Source organism: Megasphaera hexanoica, assembly GCF_043520715.1.
GTDB lineage: Bacteria > Bacillota > Negativicutes > Veillonellales > Megasphaeraceae > Megasphaera > Megasphaera hexanoica.
The window spans coordinates 568,430-589,965 of record NZ_CP171361.1; the positions used below are offsets into that span (position 1 = coordinate 568,430).

General features: G+C 44.9%; 18 protein-coding genes. 13 read left to right on the forward strand and 5 right to left on the reverse strand.

The window, feature by feature from the left end:
• Positions 1-110: 110 nt before the first annotated feature.
• Positions 111-1,004 carry a LysR family transcriptional regulator gene (locus ACGTIC_RS02605; RefSeq protein ID WP_162816206.1) on the reverse strand — a complete coding sequence of 298 codons (894 nt, stop codon included), beginning with the start codon at positions 1,002-1,004 and terminating at the stop codon, positions 111-113.
• A 909-nt stretch (positions 1,005-1,913) separates the two neighbouring features.
• On the opposite strand from ACGTIC_RS02605, the gene ACGTIC_RS02610 reads away from it, so the two are divergent.
• From ACGTIC_RS02610 to ACGTIC_RS02665, 12 genes are all read left to right on the forward strand, one after another.
• On the forward strand, positions 1,914-3,239 hold the full coding sequence (locus ACGTIC_RS02610) for a sodium-dependent transporter (protein WP_113855300.1): 1,326 nt from the start codon (positions 1,914-1,916) through the stop codon (positions 3,237-3,239).
• Positions 3,240-3,279: 40 nt separating this feature from the next.
• Positions 3,280-4,668 carry a methylaspartate mutase accessory protein GlmL gene (glmL, locus tag ACGTIC_RS02615; protein ID WP_113855301.1) on the forward strand — a complete coding sequence of 463 codons (1,389 nt, stop codon included), beginning with the start codon at positions 3,280-3,282 and terminating at the stop codon, positions 4,666-4,668.
• A gap of 18 nt (positions 4,669-4,686) precedes the next feature.
• Positions 4,687-6,444 carry a cobalamin-dependent protein gene (locus tag ACGTIC_RS02620; RefSeq protein WP_113855302.1) on the forward strand — a complete coding sequence of 586 codons (1,758 nt, stop codon included), beginning with the start codon at positions 4,687-4,689 and terminating at the stop codon, positions 6,442-6,444.
• Between the two features lie 142 nt (positions 6,445-6,586).
• Positions 6,587-8,344 (forward strand): cobalamin-dependent protein, encoded by a 1,758-nt coding sequence (locus ACGTIC_RS02625; protein WP_113855303.1) that lies wholly within the window; start codon positions 6,587-6,589, stop codon positions 8,342-8,344.
• Positions 8,345-8,374: 30 nt separating this feature from the next.
• Positions 8,375-9,568: a DUF362 domain-containing protein gene (locus tag ACGTIC_RS02630; RefSeq protein WP_113855304.1), complete on the forward strand. Its 1,194-nt coding sequence runs from the start codon at positions 8,375-8,377 to the stop codon at positions 9,566-9,568.
• 121 nt (positions 9,569-9,689) lie between these two features.
• Positions 9,690-10,235: a 2-oxoacid:acceptor oxidoreductase family protein gene (locus ACGTIC_RS02635; RefSeq protein ID WP_113855305.1), complete on the forward strand. Its 546-nt coding sequence runs from the start codon at positions 9,690-9,692 to the stop codon at positions 10,233-10,235.
• A gap of 1 nt (position 10,236) precedes the next feature.
• Positions 10,237-10,539 (forward strand): 4Fe-4S binding protein, encoded by a 303-nt coding sequence (locus ACGTIC_RS02640; protein WP_113855306.1) that lies wholly within the window; start codon positions 10,237-10,239, stop codon positions 10,537-10,539.
• Positions 10,536-11,717: a pyruvate ferredoxin oxidoreductase gene (gene porA, locus ACGTIC_RS02645; RefSeq protein ID WP_113855307.1), complete on the forward strand. Its 1,182-nt coding sequence runs from the start codon at positions 10,536-10,538 to the stop codon at positions 11,715-11,717. The genes ACGTIC_RS02640 and porA overlap by 4 nt, the downstream gene beginning before the upstream one ends.
• 1 nt (position 11,718) lies before the next feature.
• Complete coding sequence (locus tag ACGTIC_RS02650; protein ID WP_113855308.1) at positions 11,719-12,612, forward strand: thiamine pyrophosphate-dependent enzyme; 894 nt, start codon at positions 11,719-11,721, stop codon at positions 12,610-12,612.
• 109 nt (positions 12,613-12,721) lie between these two features.
• On the forward strand, positions 12,722-14,167 hold the full coding sequence (locus ACGTIC_RS02655) for a 4-hydroxyphenylacetate 3-hydroxylase N-terminal domain-containing protein (protein WP_307788817.1): 1,446 nt from the start codon (positions 12,722-12,724) through the stop codon (positions 14,165-14,167).
• 64 nt (positions 14,168-14,231) lie between these two features.
• Positions 14,232-14,993 carry an IclR family transcriptional regulator gene (locus ACGTIC_RS02660; protein WP_113855310.1) on the forward strand — a complete coding sequence of 254 codons (762 nt, stop codon included), beginning with the start codon at positions 14,232-14,234 and terminating at the stop codon, positions 14,991-14,993.
• Positions 14,994-15,024: 31 nt separating this feature from the next.
• The gene (locus ACGTIC_RS02665) at positions 15,025-16,212 is read left to right on the forward strand and encodes a pyridoxal phosphate-dependent aminotransferase (protein WP_113855311.1); all 1,188 of its coding nucleotides are present in this window, start codon (positions 15,025-15,027) and stop codon (positions 16,210-16,212) included.
• Positions 16,213-16,382: 170 nt separating this feature from the next.
• Here ACGTIC_RS02665 and ACGTIC_RS02670 read toward each other — a convergent pair whose 3' ends face one another.
• Both ACGTIC_RS02670 and ACGTIC_RS02675 read right to left on the reverse strand, forming a co-directional pair.
• A complete protein-coding gene (locus tag ACGTIC_RS02670) occupies positions 16,383-17,261 on the reverse strand; it encodes an MBL fold metallo-hydrolase (protein ID WP_113855312.1) in 879 nt (292 codons plus the stop codon).
• Positions 17,262-17,274: 13 nt separating this feature from the next.
• Positions 17,275-18,486 carry a diaminopimelate decarboxylase gene (locus ACGTIC_RS02675; protein ID WP_162816207.1) on the reverse strand — a complete coding sequence of 404 codons (1,212 nt, stop codon included), beginning with the start codon at positions 18,484-18,486 and terminating at the stop codon, positions 17,275-17,277.
• 131 nt (positions 18,487-18,617) lie between these two features.
• Here ACGTIC_RS02675 and ACGTIC_RS02680 point away from each other — a divergent pair, with 131 nt between their 5' ends.
• Positions 18,618-19,982: a replication-associated recombination protein A gene (locus ACGTIC_RS02680; protein ID WP_113855314.1), complete on the forward strand. Its 1,365-nt coding sequence runs from the start codon at positions 18,618-18,620 to the stop codon at positions 19,980-19,982.
• Between the two features lie 32 nt (positions 19,983-20,014).
• On the opposite strand, the gene ACGTIC_RS02685 is transcribed toward ACGTIC_RS02680, so the two are convergent.
• Positions 20,015-20,758 carry an ABC transporter ATP-binding protein gene (locus tag ACGTIC_RS02685; protein WP_059077088.1) on the reverse strand — a complete coding sequence of 248 codons (744 nt, stop codon included), beginning with the start codon at positions 20,756-20,758 and terminating at the stop codon, positions 20,015-20,017.
• Positions 20,759-20,770: 12 nt separating this feature from the next.
• Positions 20,771-21,529 carry an ABC transporter ATP-binding protein gene (locus ACGTIC_RS02690; protein WP_113855315.1) on the reverse strand — a complete coding sequence of 253 codons (759 nt, stop codon included), beginning with the start codon at positions 21,527-21,529 and terminating at the stop codon, positions 20,771-20,773.
• Between the last annotated feature and the right edge of the window lie 7 nt (positions 21,530-21,536).

Below are 21,536 nucleotides of genomic sequence, written 5' to 3' on the forward strand. Positions count from 1 at the left end.
GTCCAAAAAAATATCCGCACCCCCAATAGGTCAAAAATATTCCGGCCTTGACAAGAAAAAATGAGTAATTTAGGAAACTTATCAGGAATCAATAGATTAAATACGAATAACTATAGTTCTGTAGAAATATACTTTTGGACAGTTTTAACAAAATTTCGAACAGCGAGGGTACTTTCATTGTAATTCCTTACGGCCAGACCGATTTCACGACTTGCCATAGGATCTAAATATCGTGTAGTAAGAGTGGGAAAATTTTGTTCTTTTAGTTTTGTTAAAAGTTCTGGGACCATGCCAATCCCTAATTTTTCTTTAATCATAAACAATACTGCGTAATCGGAACAGCTAGTAAAGGTAGGGAATAAATCCACGTGATAGCGTTTAAAATATTTGGCTATGTCAACATCTACTCCGTCTACCCCACGGTATATGAATAAGGATTGGTTTTTTAATTCAGATATGGGAATAGTTTCGTATTGAGCGAGTTTTGAATCTTTATGACAGACAATAACAAATGGATCGTTCTTTAAAGGAATCCACTCGTAATCGTATTGTGGCTGACGACTGATAAAAGCCATATCAATAAAACCTGAATTAAGCCATTGTTCTAAGATACCAGCACTGTTTTCTTCAACTAAATCAAAAGTGATTTTGGGAAATTTATTATGAAAGATTTTCATGATATGGGGAACAATCGCGTAGAGAATAGTAGAAAAACAACCAATACGGACCTTTCCTTCAATAGTACCTTTTACTTCTGAAAAATCCTGTTCCAGTCTTTTATTTAGTTGGACCAGCTGGCGTATTTCTGGAATCAGACGTTCTCCTTCAAGCGTTAAAACGACGCCCTTGTTGCTGCGTTGTAGTAATGGGAATCCGCATTCTTTTTCTAAACTGTTCATCATATAAGTGATACCTGATTGTGTGTAACCTAAATCAGAAGCTGCTTTTATAAAACTCCCTTTATCTATGACTGCTAATAAAACTTCATATTTTTTGATATCCATGTAATCATCCCTCTTCATGTTAAGAATAATAGAAAACATATCATATAGCATTAATAGGAATAATAAAATTACAATATAAATGTTAACATAAAATAAGAATGGGAACAACAGAATTTGATTGTAGAAAGTTTTTTATAAAGAGAGCACAAAGCTTTTGGTTTAGATGATGAATAAGTTTGTCAGTATAATTATCAAAAATGGAATTACCTTGACAATGAGAACAACAAATTTGGGGATAAATAAATTGATTAGAGAACATAAAAATAGCAATTAAAGTTACCTAAATAATATATAGTTATTTCTTATATTATATCAAATAATAAAACTATTTTAAGTTAACCATGAATAACTGTCATATCATTATGAAGAATCCAAACTTCACTAATTGAAAAAGTTAAATTAAAATATTTCATAAGTATTGAAAAGTAAAAAATAAAGAAAATAGTATTTGATACGGCGCTGTATTTTTTCGAAAAGAAACAATTCGTGAATACAGCGCCTTTTATTTTATGGGTAGGTGAATTAATTGTGAAACGTATCAAAAACTGTTGTGTAAGATTAAAAGTAATTCATAAAAATGGAATAGTATGAAAAAGCTTTATACCAATATAATAGTTTACCTTTTTACATTTTATAAATGCGGTTGTATCATTTAATTAATGATACACGGCACGAGAGTAAATATTTGACACTAATCAATTCTTCATTTTTGGAAGTTTGTCATGCGCAGACAAATATATATAATGGTTCTTTAACTGTGTGGTTAAGAGAGGTGAAAAATATGGATGGTGCAACATGGTTTATGCTAGGCGTATATATTATTGGTATTGGTGGGATTGCAATTTGGACATTAGTTCATAGTTTACGGAATAAAGATAATTGGAATGATTGACAAAAGGAGGCGCAATTATGGCTGAGCAAACGCAAGAACGCGAAGTATGGGGTTCTCGAATTGGTTTTATTTTATCGACAATAGGTATGGCATTTGGGCTTGGCGCTATTTGGCGTTTTCCATATGTTGCTGCTGAAAGTGGTGGCGGTGCATTCATTTTAGCTTTTACGATAATTACTGTTTTTATCGTATTACCGGCAAGTTGGGCTGAAATTGCTTTTGCAAGAAAGCTACGTACAAGTCCCGTTGCAGCTTATCATAAGGTTTTAGGACCTAAATTGGGTAAAATATCCTGGGTATTCCCTTTCATACCTTTGGGATTAAATATGTATTATCTCATTGTTGTAGCGTGGACAATGGCTTATACACTCTTTAGTTTATATTGCGGGCCTGAAATTACGGCTGATTCTGTAGGATTCTTTCAATCTTTTACGGGGAATCGCATAGGCGTCTTTGCATGGGTTGTATTTACATTGCTGGTTATTGCTGTTGTCTGTTTAAAGGGGATAAAGAATGGCGTAGAAAAATTCTGTAAATTCTGTATTCCGTTGCATTTTATTATCCTTTTTGCGCTTGTTATCCGTGTACTTACTCTGCCAGGGATTGAAGAAGGGTTGATGATGTTTGCAAAACCGGATATGTCCATGCTTCTTGATCCTTCTGTTTGGGCCCGTGCTATGGGGATGGCGTTGTTTGCTGTAGGCCTTGGACCTGGGTATCTTATTGTTTATGGTAGTTATCTGCCTAAAAAATCTGATATTCCTATGGACTTCTTTACTATAACATGGTGGAATTTGTTTGGATGTATCATGTCAGGATTAGTTGTTATTCCGGCAGTAGTTGCTTTTGGCCTTGATTTGCAATCTGGACCGAATCTTACTTTCGTAACAATGCCGTATGTTTTTGCCCAGATGCCTATGCCAGGGCTGGTTGCATTCCTGTTTTTCTTTGCGATGCTTCTTGGGGGGCTTTCAGCCGCTATTGGCATTATGGAAAATTCTGTAACAACGTTTAGTGACGGATTGGGATGGAGTCGTAAAAAAACGTTGCTGGCCGTAGTTATTATTACTGTTCTTGGCAGTATTCCTTGTATTTGGAGTGATGCATTTCTTGCAAAACTTGATTATCTAGTGGGGGATTTGGGATACACCTTTACAGCCATGTTCTCTGTCATTGTCCTTTCCTGGGTTGTTGGAATAAAAAAGATTCGCACCGAATGGATGGATGGAAGCAGTATTCCTTTAGGGAAATGGTTTGATATTCTTTGTAAGTACGTAGCAGTACCTATATTCATCTTTTTGTTTATCCAATCGTTGATGAATATACCTAAGGTGTTTTTCTAAAAGATGCGTGCTTTTGGACACTAAAGGGGGAGGATAGTAGATGGGTTTTACTATTTTAGTTGATTTTGGCAGTACGTTTACCAAAGCTACTGTTGTTGATATGCATAAACAATGCATTGCGTATACGTTTAGGACTCCTTCTACAGTTGGTACAGATGCATCGATTGGGTTATGTAAATGTTTTGATGCTATACAGCCGGTTATCGGTATTGAGGAATTACGATCATCCAAAAAGATAGCCTCCAGTAGTGCGGCTGGAGGCTTGCGGATGATTGTAGTGGGCCTAACGGAATCACTCAGCCTGACAGCGGGGAAAAATGCTGCTTACGGTGCTGGGGCGAAAATTATTAAAACTTTTTTTGGTAATCTTACCAAAAATGAAATAGAAGAAATTGGCGATATACAGCCAGAAATTATTCTTTTATGTGGTGGATATGAAAATGGTAATACTACCTGGGTTCTAGAAAATGCAAAAAAAATAGCTGCAAGTCCTACAATACAAGCTCCTGTCGTTTATGCAGGGAATAGTCACATAGCAGCAGAAGTACGGCTTGCTTTTATGCAACATGATAAAATTTGCATTTTAGCTCACAATATTATTCCTGCTATTAATGAGTTGGATATTGAATCTTCAGTAGAAGCTGTCCGAAATATCTTCATGAAACGTATCACGCATATGAAAGGGTTTGATACGGTGCGGCAATATGTTGGTGATATCGTTATGCCAACACCGGCAGCTGTATTGGCTGGAGTAGAGCTTTTGGCTAAAGGAACTTATGATGAAAAAGGATGGGACGAAGTCATGCTTGTCGATATGGGAGGAGCCACTACTGATGTTCACTCTTATGCCGAGCAAGATTCGTTGGAAGGCGTGCGTATTGTTGGAGCTCCAGAACCTAAAGCAAAACGAACTGTCGAAGGTGATATCGGAGCCAGAGAATCGGTCAATTCGTTGATTGAAGCGGCTGATATGAGAAGGCTTCGGAATATATCGGGACTTTCAGAAGAAGCGATTGCCGCTTGCCGTGATAAACGCCTGGCTCATCATGATTTTGTCCCTGATACAGAAATGGAAAAGCGATTTGAACAGGCTATTGCTATGGAAGCTGTGCGGGTTTCAGTACGGCGTCATGCTGGTCAGATTTATGATGGATATGCAGAAGGAGTACAGCGGATTCAAAAAGGAAAAGATTTATTGAATGTAAAAGCTATTGTTGGCACAGGAGGACCTATTATAGATAGTGAGAATCCACGCTTGATTTTAAAACAAGCATTAAAATCATCGGATGAGAAAAATGTTCTCATACCAAGTGCAGCACGATTTTATTTAGATACATCGTACATTTTTTATGCAGCTGGATTGTTAGCAAAATATGATAAAAAGACTGCATTAAAATTATTAAAACAAAATTTAGTTCCCTTGACATAGTATAAGGTGGTATGAAATATGAGCAATAATGTATTGCTAAAAAAGGATTTAGTACCTAATGAACTGCCCAATCTGCAGGATATTATGTCCAGAGCTCATAGCGAAGCACATGGGCTTACGGTAGGCACTACTTTGTTTATGAAAGAATATGGCGTTACATCAGAAGCAGAATATAAAATGAAAATGGCTAAAAAAGGTAAGGTCATGCATCATGCCCATATTGGCTGGAATTCATGGGAAGAAACGGCTAAAGGATTTCGTCATATTTATGAAGAACTCAAAAAACGTGATGTCATCTTGGATCGATTCGGTGTAGCGCTGGATTGGGTTATGGGCGTGCCGGAACAATACCGCGACAAAGTCATGAAAGGTGGCAGCCTGATTTTTGAAACGCCGGAAGAATGGGCAGCTGTCGGTCAGGTAGTGCCTATCCAGCCACACTTTGGAGATCACATGATTGGGTCCTTAAACTCTACAGAAAACGCTAAATTAGCTCTTAGTGCTGGTGTAACTACCATGGGTAATATATCTCAATATTATACTTTCGAATATCCTGGTGTTGCAATTAGCAAAGAAAATCGGGTCATCAACATGTGTACGGCAATTGCTTTGATGGGCTTATTCCGCAGTAAGGGAGCTGTCATTCATTCTAATTTGGATGATGGATTTGGTTCCATGTTCCATGATCTGGCTAATATGACTGGCTGGGCTATGATGGAACGCTACCTTGTAGAAGAACTCTTGGGCGGGCGTCTTTCCCACTGTTTTGGTAATTTATTTAGTGATCCTATGCTTCGCATTATTTTCCTTATGGTAAATAATGTCATCAATAAATACCACACACCTGGTTCCATGATGTATGGGAATACCATTGACTATTCTAATGATTTCGATCGTAATTATGGAGCACTAAGTTCCTTTGTTCTGGCTGATTCCTGTGCAGAGTTGCTTTTCCCGTCAGGACATGCGGTGACGCCGATTCCTATTACCGAGGCTATCCGGATTCCATCGGCAGATGAAATCATCCAGGTTCATGTGACAGCGAATATGTTAGAACAAAAAGCCCATTTTTATAAAGATTTTTTGGATGTGGAAAAATTAAAAGCTCAGCGGGATATTCTGCTGCAGGGGGGCAAGATTTTCTTTGAACGACTCATGAATGGACTTGATGACATCGGTATCGATACAAATAATCCATGTGAAATGTTTATGGCACTAAAAAATATGGGTGCAGCTAAAATGGAAGAATTGTATGGATCTGGTAAAGAAGATTCTAAAGCCATGCGGGGGCATATTCCTATCAAACCGACGGATATTGTAGCAAATATTGACAAACGTTGTGATGAAATTTGTGATAGTATTGATAATTTAGAAAATTCTCTTACTGGTGTTAATGCTGTAGTTGGTGCAACAGATGTTCATGAATTTGGAAAAGAAATTGTTAAATCTGTTTTGATTGAAGCAGGGGCAACTGTGTTTGATCTTGGGGCTAATGTAACGCCTGATGAAGTGGTTGATACAGTTGTAGAAACAGGAAGCAGTTTTATCCTTATGTCTACATATAATGGAATTGCGCTTACATATGGCAAAACATTACTTGAGGATTTGAAGAAAAAAGGATTGGGTGAAACGACTGTCATCATGGGAGGCCTTCTCAATGAAAATATGAAAGGAGAGTCTCTGCCCGTTAATGTAGATAAAGAACTGACAGAACTTGGGATTATTTGTTCCGCAAGTGCCGATGAATTGGTAGATATAATTAAAAAAAATATGTAACTATATAAAAAGATATTCTTCCCATCAAAACGGTGATTAGTCATATATCAGTTGGTCTTCTGATTCAGAAAGGTTCTGGGAAGGCATTGTACATATTGAAACATAACTTGTTCTCTTAGTCTGATATGAGGTGGTAATAAAGATGAGTAGTACGGTATTTCTGAAAAAAGATTTGGTTCCCAACGAAGTACCCGATTTGACAGAAATACTGTCACGGGCCCGCAAAGAATCGGAAGGGCTGTCTGTAGGAACAACATTTTTCATGAAAGAATATGGTGTACGGTCTGAAGCCGAATACAAAATGAAGATGGCCAAAAAAGGCAAAGTCATGCACCATGCCCACATCGGCTGGAATTCCTGGGAAGAAACAGCAAAAGGTTTCCGCTACATCTATGAAGAACTCAAAAAGTGTGATGTCGTCCTGGATCGATTCGGCGTAGCGCTGGACTGGGTCATGGGAGTGCCGGAAGAACACCGGGACAAGGTCATGAAAGGTGGCAGCCTGATTTTTGAAACGCCGGAAGAATGGGCTGCTGTCGGTCAGGTGGTACCCATTCAGCCACATTTCGGAGATCACATGATTGGTTCCCTGAACTCTACGGAAAATGTCAGATTGGCATTAAACGCTGGGGTCACGTGTATGGGTAATATTGCCCAGTATTATACCTATGAATATCCAGGCGTTCCTATTTCCAAAGAAGACCGGGTCGTCAATATGTGTACAGCTATTGCACTTATGGGAATTTTCCGGGATCAGGGGGCGGTTATCCATTCTAATCTGGATGATGGATTCGGGGCCATGTTCCACGATCTGGCTAATATGACTGGCTGGGCTATGATGGAACGGTATCTGGTAGAAGAACTCCTGGGCGGGCGCCTTTCTCACTGTTTTGGCAACTTGTTCAGTGATCCGATTTTGCGCATTATTTTCCTCATGGTTAATAATGCCATCAATAAATACCATACACCTGGTTCCATGATGTATGGAAATACCATTGATTTTTCCAATGATTATGACCGTAACTACGGGGCGCTCTGTTCCTTTGTTCTGGCCGATTCTTGTGCAGAACTCCTCTTCCCGTCAGGACATGCGGTGACGCCGATTCCTATTACCGAGGCTATCCGGATTCCTTCGGCAGATGAAATCATTCAGGTTCATGTGACGGCGAATATGCTGGAACATAAGGCACATTATTATAAAGACTTCCTTGATATTAAAAAACTGATAGCCCAGCGGGATATGCTTCTGGCCGGTGGGAAAGTGTTCTTCGAACGGCTCATGAATGGTCTCAGTGATATCGGTGTCGATACGAGGAATCCATGCGAAATGTTCCTGGCGCTCAAAGCGATGGGGCCGGCGAAGATGGAAGAATTGTATGGAGCAGGCAAAGAAGATCCGAAGGCCATGCGGGGCCATGTTCCAATCAAACCGACGGATATTGTAGCGAATATTGATAAACGTTGTGGTGAAATATGTGATAGTATTGATAATTTAGAAAATTCTCTTACCGGTGTTCATGCGGTCGTGGGAGCTACGGATGTTCATGAATTTGGTAAGGAAATCGTTAAAGCGGTACTGCAGGAAGCCGGAGCTACTGTATTCGATCTGGGTGCAAACGTTACTCCTGATGAAGTGGTTGATACAGTCGTAGAAACAGGAAGCAGTTTTATCCTTATGTCTACATATAATGGAATTGCGCTTACATATGGCAAAACATTACTTAAGGATTTGAAGAAAAAAGGATTGGGTGATACGACTGTCATCATGGGAGGCCTTCTCAATGAAAATATGAAAGGAGAGTCCCTGCCCGTTAATGTAGATAAAGAACTGACAGAACTTGGGATTATTTGTTCCGCAAGTGCCGATGAATTGGTAGATATCATTAAAAAAAATATGTAACTATATCATGCATGAAAAGGAGCGAAAATTATGAGCACAGTATCTATTATCAAAACACAAGGTCATGATGAAACAGCTGTACTGGCAGCTGTCCGCAAAGCACTGGATGCAATTGGAGGCATCAGCGATATTATCAAACCGGGATATAAAGTCCTTATTAATCCGAACCTCGTAGCTCCCGGATCTGACCGTTTCTCTGGTGCTGTAACCCGCTATGAAGTCTGTAAAGCCATCTACGATATTTGTAAGGAAGCCGGAGCAGAACCGTTCATTGCCGAATCGTCTGCAGCCGGTGTCGATACAGAAAAAGTCATTGAATTTGCAGAATATACCAAACTTCGTGAACAGGGATATACCGTACTAGACCTCAAAAAAGAAAAGAAAGCAGTCATTCCGTTCCCACAGGGAGAAATTGTACAGGAACTTGATACCTGGCAGCCTGTTGTTGATGCCGATGCTATCATCAGTGTTCCGGTCATGAAAACCCACGATCAGACAGAAGTCACCTTGGGCATCAAGAATCTCAAAGGTCTGATCCAGGATACGGAAAAGAAAGAATTTCATAAAAAAGGTGTTTTCGGCGGCGTCGTGGATATCAACCAATGTGTTCCCCGCGTGCTTACCGTTGTTGATGGGATTGTAGGACAGCAGGGCCTTGGTCCCATTTTCGGGGAGCCGGTACAGATGGACCTTATTATTGCTTCTAAAGATTGCGTAGCCTGTGATGCTGTAACTAGTGCTGTCATGGGATACGAACCAGAAGAGGTTAAAGTAACCAGAATGGCTCACGAACGGGGACTCGGAGAGATGGATCTCGACAAGATTGACATTGTTGGGGAAAAACTGGCCGATGTAAGCAAACGTTTCAAACGGGCCAGTGAAGTGGAAATTGAAGGGGTACCGCCCTTTACGAAAATAGAAGATGATAAAGCCTGCACGGGCTGCAAGACGACGATGATCAGTGCTATCATGGATATGAAAGCCCAGCACATCGAACATCTTCTCGAAGGAAAAACCATCGTTCTCGGACCGGTACCGAAAGAACGGATTCCAGCTGGCATCAAAAAAGAAGACCTTATCCTCATGGGCGTCTGCACTCGTCATCTTTGGGATATGGGTACACCGTGTAAAGGCTGTCCGCCGAACAATGTTTGGTTTGTTCAAGCTGTTGCTGGTGATCGAATGAAAGTTGGACGTCGCTATGCAGAGGATGAAAAAGATTAGTAGAAATTAATTTATATAATGAGGAATACAGGTGGAACTGGAAGTTATTATCCACCTGTATCTGTCCTTAAAATATGCATGATATCGTTTTGATATTTATTTTGACGGAGGTTGATTAGTCATGATTGAAGTACGTTGGCATGGCCGTGGCGGCCAGGGCGCTTTTACAGCAGCACGTCTCCTGGGTCAGGCAGTTGCGATTCATGAACACAAATACGTGCAGGCATTCCCATCATTTGGGCCGGAACGCCGGGGAGCACCTGTCCTTGCCTTTACGCGTATCGATGACAAAAAAATTACAGACCGCAGCGAAGTTGAAACATGTGATTATGTCGTCGTCCTCGATGATACGCTATATGGTGAAAATGTAACCAAAGGTCTGAAAGACGGAGGTGTTCTTGTTATCAATACGACAAAAGAAGCATCGGCATTTCCGAAAGTTGGCGATTATCAGGTCATCACTATTGATGCGACAGCATTGGCCCTGGATATCCTGGGCCGGCCTATCACAAACGTTCCCATGCTGGCTGCACTGGCTGCCGCATCGGACAATGTCAGCGTAGATTCGGTCCTGGCTGCTATTGATGACCAGCTGGCACCGCGGATCTGCGAAAAGAATAAAAAATTGTTCGTTGCCGCCTATAATGCTGTAAAGGGGGATAAATAACATGAATAAACCGTTGCCTGTAGAGTTTGTACCGCCTAAAAAACTGGCTGATTATCCTCTCGGCCCGTGCTGTCCATCAGCCCATATCGTCGGTATCAATGCCGGTATGCGTACATTCCGTCCGGTTATCGACCATGACAAATGCGTTCATTGCCTTCGCTGCTTCCTCGTCTGTCCGGAAGGCACGATTGATAAATCGGAAGATCAGTTGCAGATTGATCTCAATTACTGCAAAGGCTGTGGTGTTTGCGCCCATGAATGCAAAGTCGGCGCCATTACATTAGTAAAGGAGACAGAAGCATGAGTGAAAAAATGTTTATCTGCGGCGATGAAGCGGTCGCTCTCGGCGCAAAACTGGCCAGACCACAAGTTATTGCAGCGTATCCGATTACGCCGCAGACCATTGTTGTTGAACGTCTTTCCGACTATGTAGAAGATGGCAGCCTCGATGCCCAGTACCTCCACGTCGAATCGGAACACAGTGCTATTACGGCTTCTATCGGTGCTGCTTCTGTCGGAGCCCGTACCTTTACGGCTACTTCTTCCCAGGGTCTCCTGTATATGGCTGAAGGCCTTTATTACGCCAGCGGTGGACGCCTTCCTATCGTCATGATGGATGCCAACCGGTCACTTGCTCTTCCCTGGAATATTTATGGTGACCAGCGCGATTCCCTGTCCCAGCTCGAAGCCGGATGGATACAGCTTTATGCCGAAGATGCCCAGGAAGCACTGGATCTGACGATTCAGGCTTACAAAATTGCCGAAGATCCGGAAGTCATGTTGCCTGTCATGGTCTGCCTCGATGGATTTGTCCTGACACATACTTATGAAGTCGTAGAAATTCCAGAACAGGATAAGGTAGATGCCTTCATTCCGTATCAGAAGTATGCCAACAGAATGGATCTGGAACATCCCATGAGCAACTGCGTTACAGCTGGTCCGGATTATAATATGGAACTCCATTATCAGCAGCACCTGGCAACAATCAAAGCCGGTGAAAAATTAGAAGCTGCCGATAAAGAATATGGAAAACTCTTTGGCCGCACCTATGGCGGTATGATTGAAACTTATAAGACGGACGATGCTGACGCTGTCATTGTTACCCTCGGCAGCGTTGCCGGGACGACCCGCTGTGTTGTCGATAAGATGCGTGAAGAAGGAAAGAAAGTCGGCCTGCTCCGTATCCGCTGCATGCGTCCGTTCCCCGTTCAGGAAATCGTTGATGCACTCAAAGGTGTCAAAGCTGTCGGTGTGCTGGAAAAAGATGTGGACCATGGTTTTGAAGGTGTTGTTTACACGAACGTCAACTCTGCGCTTATGCGTGCTGCTGATAAACCGGCAACCTTCAGCTTTATTGCCGGGTTGGGCGGTCGCTCTATCTTAAAGAGCGACATCGAAAACTGCTTTGCTAAGTTATTGTGTCAGGCTGCCGGAACGCCGCAGTCTCCGACCGTTGAATTTGTGAAATTGGGGTGTGAATAAGATGGGCTTGAATGCACAGAATATAACAAATGAAGAATTATTCTACGGGCATAAGGCCTGTGGCGGCTGCGGTGCAGCATTATCAATCCGGTTGGTTATGAAAGTACTCGGAAAACGTACTTTTGTAGTGGTGCCGCCAAACTGCATGTCTACAGTTGCCTTCATTTATCCGAGCATGACCTTTGGATGCAGTGGTACTATTACACCATTTGCTGGAACTGCTGCGATGGAAGCTGGAATTGAAGCTGGGGCTAAAGCTCTTGGCCTTACGGATTATACCGTCGTCGGTTTTGCCGGTGATGGCGGTACCGCCGATATCGGCCTTCAGTCTCTTTCCGGTGCTATTGACCGGGGCGACCGGATCATGTACATCTGCTACGATAACGAAGCCTACATGAATACGGGCGTCCAGACATCGGGTCTTACGCCGTATGGTGCCAAGACAACGACCTCTCCGGCCGGTGACCGTCTGCCGGGCAACACGAAGCCGAAGAAGAATGTCTTTGAAATCGTTGCCGCTCACGATATTCCCTATGCGGCTACGGCAAGTCTGGGATATCCGGAAGATCTGCTTAATAAAGTCGCTAAAGCCAAAGCAATCGACGGACCTTCTTATATTCATATTTTCGCTCCCTGTCCTACTGGCTGGGGATGTGCCTCTGAACTGACTGTAGATATTGCGAAAAAAGCCGTAGACAGCGGTCTCTGGTATCTGGCAGAATACGAAAATCATGAATATACGCTGAACCGCAACCCGAAAGCATTCAGTGATGTCAGAGAATATTTGAAAAAACAGGGACGGTTTGCCCACCTGAAAGATAAGGACATTGAAGAAATCTGCAAGATCCGCGATGCCAAATGGGCACAGATGCGCAAGCACTGGAACTGCAAATAATGATGAATCAGGTTGTTTTTATTGCAATAGGGAAATATGGGTCCTGCTCGTGTGTCCGTAGCAGGACCCGAAAAATATTTTAATGTAAATGGGAGGTTGAACAATTATGATGACTGGGCAGGAATATAAAGATAGTTTGCGTAAAAGAAATATTATTGTTTATTTTAAAGGAAAACAAATTCCAGCAAAAGAAATTCCTAATAATCCATATCTTCGTGGTCACGTTAATTCTGCAGCACTAACTTATGATTTAGCTTTTGATCCTACATGTGAAGAACTAATGACAGCGACTTCTCATTTAACGGGGAAAAAGATTAATCGTTTTACACATATTCATCAGAGCGTCGATGATTTGATTAAGAAGGTTAAAATGTTACGGATGATTTCCTTGAAAACCGGGACGTGCTATCAACGTTGCGTCGGCTTCGATGCCATGAATGCCACATATGGTACGACCTTTGAAATGGACCAGAAATATGGTACTCACTATCATGAACGCTTCAAGAAATTTCTTGAATACATACAGAATACGGACTTCATGTTAGCCGGTGCCATGACCGACCCGAAGGGCGACCGCAGCAAACGGCCGAGTCAGCAGAGTGACCCGGATCTGTTCGTCCACGTCGTAGAAAAGAATGACAAGGGTATCATCATCCGCGGTGCCAAGGCCCATATGACAGGGATGGTCAACAGCCATGAAATGTTGATTATGCCGACCATGAGCCTGAAACCGGAAGACAAAGACTATGCTGTCTGCTGTGCTCTGCCGGTTGATGCGCCGGGGGTAATTCACATTTTTGGTCGTCAGAGCAATGATGATAGAAAATTGGAAGGAGATATTGATCAGGGCAATGCTAAGTATGGCGTAGTTGGTGGAGAATGCCTGACGGTCCTGAATAATGTTTTTGTACCGTGGGAACGGGTCTTCATGTGCGGCGAAACGGATTTTGCCGGCATGCTGGTGACGCGATTTGCCAGCTACCACCGCCAGAACTACGGCGGATGCAAAGGTGGCGTATCGGATATCGTCATCGGTGCAGCGGCAGCTATTGCCGACATGAACGGCTATGCCAAGGCCAACCATATCAAATCGAAGATTAATGAAATGATCCACCTGACAGAAACGCTGTATGCGTGCTCCATCGCCTGCTCAGCCGAAGGGGTACAGCTGCCAAGCGGTCAGTACTTTGTCAATATGCTTTTAGCTAATGTCGGGAAACACAATGTTACCCGGTATATCTATGAAATCGATCGACTGGCACATGATATTGCCGGTGGTTTCATCGCGACGCTTCCGAGCCAGGCAGACCTGGAAAGCCCGGAAGTCGGTAAATACGTAGAAAAATACTTCAAAGGCGTTGATGGCGTATCGACGGCAGACCGCATGCGGGTAGCCCGTCTAATCGAAGTCATGACAGGTGGCACGGCATTGGCAGAAAGCATGCATGGCGCGGGCAGCCCTCAGGCTCAGGAAGTTATGTATTCCAAACTGGCAAATCTGGAAGCAAAAAAGAAAGCGGCTCTCAAGATTGCCGGTGTGAAAGTAGAAGACTGACTCTCGTAATATATAGTCAGTCTGTATGACAGAATTGCATTTTACCTGAAGGTGGGAGGTCCCTATGGCCTATAACAGCTCATTAATCAAAGGAATGGCCCTGCTGGACTGCTATCATGGTGATACAGATGAGTACGGCATCGGTGATTTCAGTCAGTTGACCGGACAGCCGGAAAGTACGATTCAGCGCCTGGTCAATACACTGGAATTTATCGGAGTCATTTTTCAAAATCCCAACAATAAAAAATACCGCCTCTCTCTGCGTATTCTTCGCTCATTGTCATCGGCACGGTATGCACCACAGTGGCTGGACGCTGCGAAAAAAGAACTGACTCGTCTTCAGAAAGAAACACATGAAACTGTCAATCTGGGAATCCGGATGGGCGGTGAGCTGGAATATATCGCCAAAGTCGATACAGACCAGCTGCTGCGGCCCAATTTCATCTTAGGGAAACGATATCCTCTGTATTGTACGGGACTGGGGCGGTGTCTGTTGTCATATCTGCCGCGGGAAGATATCCGGGAACTTCTGCCGGAAACCTTCACGGCGGGTACGGACCGGGCACAGCCGGACTTCGAGCATCTCTACAATACGGTCCTCCAGACCCGCAGACAGGGATATTACCTGGATGATGAGGAATTCAGCCTTGGGTTATATTGTGTGGCGGCACCTGTTTTTGCCTACCCCGGCAAGGTAGCGGCTGCAGTCAGTGTCAGTGTGCCCAAGGCCCGGATTACTCCAGATATTGTGCAACATATTTTACAATGTACACTGGCTGCAACGAAGCGTATTTCTCACTCTTATGCACAAATTCTGTGTTTATAATGGACTGAACTGATATCAGGGAGGGATAGATATGGTAGCAACGAAAATGTATGAATTGGGAGCTAAAGCCAACCTGATCCGTACGCTCTACATGTTCGGCCTGCAGCAGGCTGAAACAGTTGGGGAAGAAAATGTGTTTGATTACAGTATCGGCAATCCGTCGGTGCCACCACCGCAGGCTGTATCCGATGCCATTGTCGAACTGGCAACGAAGTATTCCCCTATGGAAATCAACAGCTATACTCCGGCTATGGGTCTTTCGGAAGTCCGTCAGGGACTAGCCGACTATATGAATAAGACTTATGGGGCGGAGCTTAAGGCAGATAACTTCTATCTTACCTGTGGTGCCAGTGCTTCGTTGTCTATTATCATGAAGGCACTCATAGAACAGGATGGGGATGAAGTCATCATCATCGCTCCCTATTACCCGGAATATAAAACCTTCGTCACTGTACCGGGTGGTAAAGTCGTCATTGTGCCACCGGACACAAAACACTTCCAGCTCGATATTGAAAAGCTGGAAGCGGCGATTACCCCGCGGACGAAAGCTGTCCTGATTAATTCGCCGAATAACCCGTCAGGGATGGTATACTCAGCAGAAACGCTGACGAAATTAGGAGATCTTCTGCGGGAAAAATCACAGGAACTGGGACATCCCATTTATCTGATTTCCGATGAACCGTACCGGGAAATCGTCTATGATAATATTCCCATTCTGTATGTACCGAAGTTCTATAAGGATTCCATTATCCTCTATTCGTACAGCAAATCCTTATCGCTTCCGGGCAACCGTGCCGGCTATATCCTGGTGCCGGGAGGCGTAGAAGATGGAAAAGATGTTTATACGGCCGTCATTGGCGCCGGTCGTGCCTTGGGGTTTGTCAACATGCCCAATCTCTATCAGCATGTCATCCTGAAATGTATGGGTATGACTTCCGATTTCAGCGTCTATGACCAGAACCGTAAGACACTGTACAATAATCTCAGTGAAATGGGATTTGACTGCGTATATCCTAGCGGTGCTTTCTACTTATTCATGAAAGCGCCTGACGGCGATGATATGCAGCTCATGGAAAATGGTAAGAAAATCAATCTGCTCCTCGTACCAGGGACAGGATTTGATTGCCCGGGATATGTTCGCATATCCTACTGTAAACAGCCAGAGATGGTTGAACGGTCTCTGCCAGTCTTCCAGAAACTTCGAGATATGTACAAGTAATAATTATATACAAATCAATACCCCTTTTCTCTTTATGAAAAACCGTTACAATATGGCTTGTCCCCTATATTGTAACGGTTTTTGGATATCTTACGATAAACGGACGGTGGCATGAATTCATACTTTTCATGCCACTGTCTGTTGCTATATTTTTTTTCACGATTTCCTGGTTATACGGCCTGCCAGAGCAGGCGGTTTGCTTTGATGAGAATGGTCACTTTGTCCGTATCGCGGAGCCAGGAAAGGTAGGACCGGATGGTATTTCCGATGAGGACGTATTGTTCCACTGTGAGTGTGAGATGATAATAGTCAAATACGGACTGCAATATGTCATCCCAGCTCAGGGGGGCCTGGCAGAGTTGGAGAATCAGATCGGCGATTTCCTGCACCTTCTGCCGGTTGTACTGCACGAGCGGGCGGATATTCTGCACGGCTTCAGCATGAGCCGGTACAAACCAGTCTGCTTCCATCGTTTCTACTTTGTCCAGTGTATCGAGATAAGCCTGAACGTCGTAGATATATCCCAGGGCATACTTATCGAGAATCGCCCGGCTGTTCAGGCAGTCTGCGAGAAATACGACATTATCGGGTGTACGGAATCCAACCATATGGAAGAAATGGCCGGGCAGGGGAATGATTTCTATATCCTGGGGAAAGGACGGGTCGGAAAAATCGGTGACATGACTTTCTTTTGCCATGAGAAATTTGTGTCTCAAATCTTTCATGGGATAGCCGCCATATAAAAAGGATGGTTCCAGAATGGGATACGATGTAAATGCCTTTTCCAGTCCGCCGGCATAGACGCGGCATCCCGTCTGACGCTGCAGATATTGATTGCCTCCGATGTGGTCCGCATTGGAGTGGGTATTGAGGATTCCCTGCAGCTGCCAGCCCTGTTGTTCCAAGATTTGACGCAGTTTTCGCCCCGCATCTTTGTCATTCCCGCTGTCGATAAACCAGGCGTGGGCACCGTCGGGGCACCAGACGCCGATTTTAGCGGGGCTTTCGATATAATAGGTTTTGCCGGTAAGGGCCGTAAGTTCAAACATTCAGGACACCTCTTTACGGTTTGGATGCTGTGAGAAACAGGATTTCCGGGGGAACTTGTGAGGAAAACTGGAATGGTGTGAGTACGGCACTGTACGCTCCGGCGTGAGGGAAAGCTAATACGTCCCCAGGCGATAGTTTTGGCAGGAGCACGTCCGAGGCGATGATGTCTGCTGCCGTGCATAAATTGCCGTAGATGGTGACTTTTTCCATTTCCTGCGTGTCGTTCAGCACGTAGAAGGGAGTCGAACCGGTGCGGTAAAATAAGGGTTCCCGTGCTGGTGCTGTTTCACTGATGCTGGTGACGAGGTGTTCCAGACAGGGACGGAGAAAACCATTTAATGTATTGGCTGCTATGGCGATATGGCTGCCGTGAGATTCTTTCGTATCGATGATATGGGTGACATACCAGCCACAGGGGCCCGCCAGATAGCGGCCGCTTTCAATCAGGATACGGGCCTGTGAAAACGTATCTTCATAAATGACGCGTAGTTTTTCCAGTTCCTGTCCCAGAGATTCTATGTCGCAATCTGTTTCGTCCTGACAATAGGGGATACCAATGCCACTGCCCAGGTTGAGGAAGCATAGCGGGCTGTCCAGTTTTTCCTGAATGAGTGAAGCCAGGGAGAAGACATTTTTATAATAGCTGCAAAGTGTGTTCCAGTTCAGCTCCTGGCTGCGCAGGTGGGTGTGTACCCCGATAATGAGGATATGAGATAATTTTTTTAATTCCGGCAGAGCAGAGAAAAACGCATCTTCATCGATGCCGAATTTTGAGCTGTGTCCCTTCTTGTCAGTATAGGAGAAATTGGGGTTGATGCGGACGCCGATGGGGACTTTCATATTCTTTGTGGCGGCCAGTGCGTTGATACGGCGTATTTCATTCAGACTGTCGGCGATGAGGATACACTGGCCTAGTGCTTTTTCCAGACAATAATCGCTCTTGCCTGGGGCAGAGTAATAGATGTGGTCGGATGGTACGCCACAGTCACTTGCAGCATACACTTCTCCCAGACTGGCAGCATCGGCATCGATGTCACTGGAGAATATGGTCTTTAAGATTGCCCGATGGGGATTGCATTTGATGGAATACAAAATCTGTTCATGAGGAAAGGCCTGCTGCAGATGATGAATGGATTCCACGAGGGTCTGTTCATCATAGAAATAGAAACTTTCGTGCTTTTTTGCTTCGGCCAGTAATAGGGTACGCAGACGCTGGGTTAACATAGACATGCACCTCTTTTTCGGGATGGAATACAGATACGATTCGCTATAGACGTGGTATAATGCTACTATAAGCGTACCATATTGTTAACAGAAATTCCAGACGTATATCTTGCGTTGGAGGAGGAAACGAAATGCGTGAAGAATCGCTTTTTTCACAGGATGTGCCGCAACCGCTGGCCAGCCGCATGCGGCCGGAAACACTGGATGAATTTGTCGGTCAGCAGCACCTCATAGGAAAGGGGAAGGTACTGTATAATCTGATTGAAAAAGATTGTATTTCTTCTATGATTTTCTGGGGACCGCCCGGTGTAGGCAAAACGACGCTGGCACGGATCATAGCTCACCATACCAAGTCGGTATTTATTGATTTTTCCGCCGTTACCAGCGGTATACGGGAAATCCGCAAAGTCATGGAAGAAGCGGAGAAAAACAGGATGTACGGACAACGGACCATCGTTTTTGTCGATGAAATCCACCGGTTCAACAAAGCCCAGCAGGATGCCTTTCTTCCCTTTGTGGAAAAGGGAAGTATTATTCTTATCGGTGCTACGACAGAAAATCCGTCTTTTGAAATCAACAGTGCTCTCCTTTCACGGTGCAAGGTATTTGTCCTGAAAGCGTTGACAACGGATGATCTGGTACAGCTCCTCCGGCGGGCTGTCCAGAGTCCCCGCGGATTGGGGAAAGAATCTGTATCTATAAGCGAAGATGTATTGACTCGGATTGCCGTCTTTGCCAACGGGGATGCCCGTACGGCCTTATCGACACTGGAAATGGTTGTCCTGAACAGTGAATGCAAGGAGGACGGTACGCTGGTAGTGAGCCCCGATATACTGGAGCAGTGTACGTCACAGAAATCTCTTCTATATGATAAGAATGGGGAAGAGCATTATAATATCATTTCGGCGCTGCATAAGTCTATGCGGAATTCCGATCCCGATGCGGCTGTTTACTGGCTGGCCCGCATGCTGGAAGCCGGCGAGGATCCACTATATGTGGCCCGCCGGGTCACACGTTTTGCCAGTGAAGATATCGGTATGGCAGACCCACGGGCGCTGACCATTGCCGTCGCCGCGTACCAGGCCTGCCATTTTATCGGCATGCCGGAATGTACGGTTCATCTGACCGAAGCCGTCGTATATATGTCACTGGCTCCCAAATCCAATGCGCTGTATACGGCCTATGGCCAGGCTCGTCATGATGCACTGCGGACATTATCCGAACCGGTGCCGCTGGTGATACGGAACGGGGTAACGAAGCTTATGAAAGACCTGGGATATGGGAAGGGATATCAGTATGCCCATGAAACAAAAGAAAAGCTGACGGACATGCAGTGCCTTCCCGATGCACTGGCAGGAAGGGAATACTACCGGCCGGGACAAAAGGGAGAGGAAGCAGAATTTTCTGCCCGCCTGCAGCGCATCAAACAATGGAAAAAAGCGCACAGGCAGGGGGAAAAGCAGGAAAACAACGCGTCACCAGATGGAGACGTATAGAAGCATACATGTCTGCACTGTTTTGGTTGTCTTCATAACAGGGACGACAGTAATTCTTGCGTATAGGTCTGCTGTGGATGATGAAATAGTTGTTCTGCCGGCCCCTCCTCTACAGCTCGTCCGTGATGCATGATGAGAATCCGGTCTGCCATGGTCCGGGCCAGATAGAGGTCATGGGTAATGAACAGGCAGGCTATGCGGTGATGTTGGCATATGCGGCGTATCAGGCCTGCGATTTCATTGCGGATGGTGGCATCGAGAGCACTGGTCACTTCATCACAGATGAGCAGTTCCGGGCCTATGACAAGGCTGCGGAGCAGGGCTGCTCTCTGACATTCGCCACCGCTGACTTCATGGGGATAGCGCCGGATAATATCTCTCGTCAAATGTACTTCTTCCATATATTGCTGGAACATTTCTGGTGTAACCGGAAGGTGATAATTGCGAATTCCGGCCAGAATGCTTTTTTCCAGTGTAAACCGGGGATGGAAAGACCGGTACGGATGCTGAAAGACCATCTGTATGTGCCGGTATAGTTGTTTCCTTTCTTTTTCTGGCACATTAGTAATGTCCTGATCATGAAAGAGAATATGGCCGCTGTCGGCCCGGGAAAACTGACAGATGATGCGGCAGAGCGTACTTTTTCCGCTGCCGCTTTCACCGGCCACAGCGAGAATTTCACCGGGGGCCAGAGAGAAAGACAGATGATCTACGGCAGCAAAATGATGACCGTTATGAGTATAGGTTTTTGTCAGATCCTGTACTTCAAAAAACATAGGTTAATCCTTTCATAGTCCGGAATGGTACAACAGTTCCCGGGTATATGCAGATCCGGGATGTTTCAACACGGCAGGCGCCGGCCCGTATTCCTGGATCCGGCCCGATTTTAAAATGAGCAGTGTATCTGCCAGATAGGATGCCAGCCGCAGGTCATGGGTGACGAGGATGATGGCTGTGCGATGATGACGGCGCAGACGGAGTAGGGCATCGGCCATTTTTTTCTGGGTGATGCTGTCTACGGCTGAAGTCGGTTCGTCAGCCAGGACCAGTCGTGGCGGGATGATAAGGGGAAATAAGAGTTCAGCCCGCTGGATCATGCCACCGGACAGTTCCTTCGGATAGGAAGCCAGACTATCTGGCAGCAGGGACAGAACAGAAGCCCGGTCGGCGAGGATGCGGTCAAATTCCTGATGACAGAGGCCGGCAGCGCGGGCGGCATCCCAAAGCTGCTGGTACACCGTACAGACCGGGCAGAAGGATGTCAGGGCATCCTGGAATACGACGCTCATTCCTGTAGGATAGAGCGCTTTCCAGGATGCCCGGTGATGGAGCCGGTGGCCGTCCCAGGTAATGATTCCCCGGGTGATCGTGGTATCGGGTGCCGGCAGGCCGGCAGCGGTGCGCAGTAGTGTCGATTTGCCACTGCCGCTTTCACCGGCAATCACCAGTATTTCTCCTTCCTGTAGGGTAAAGGAGATATCGTTTGCTAATAGCTGGTTTTCGGCACAAATGGTAATGTGCTGAAACGCAAGGAGAGGTTCTGACATAGTGAGA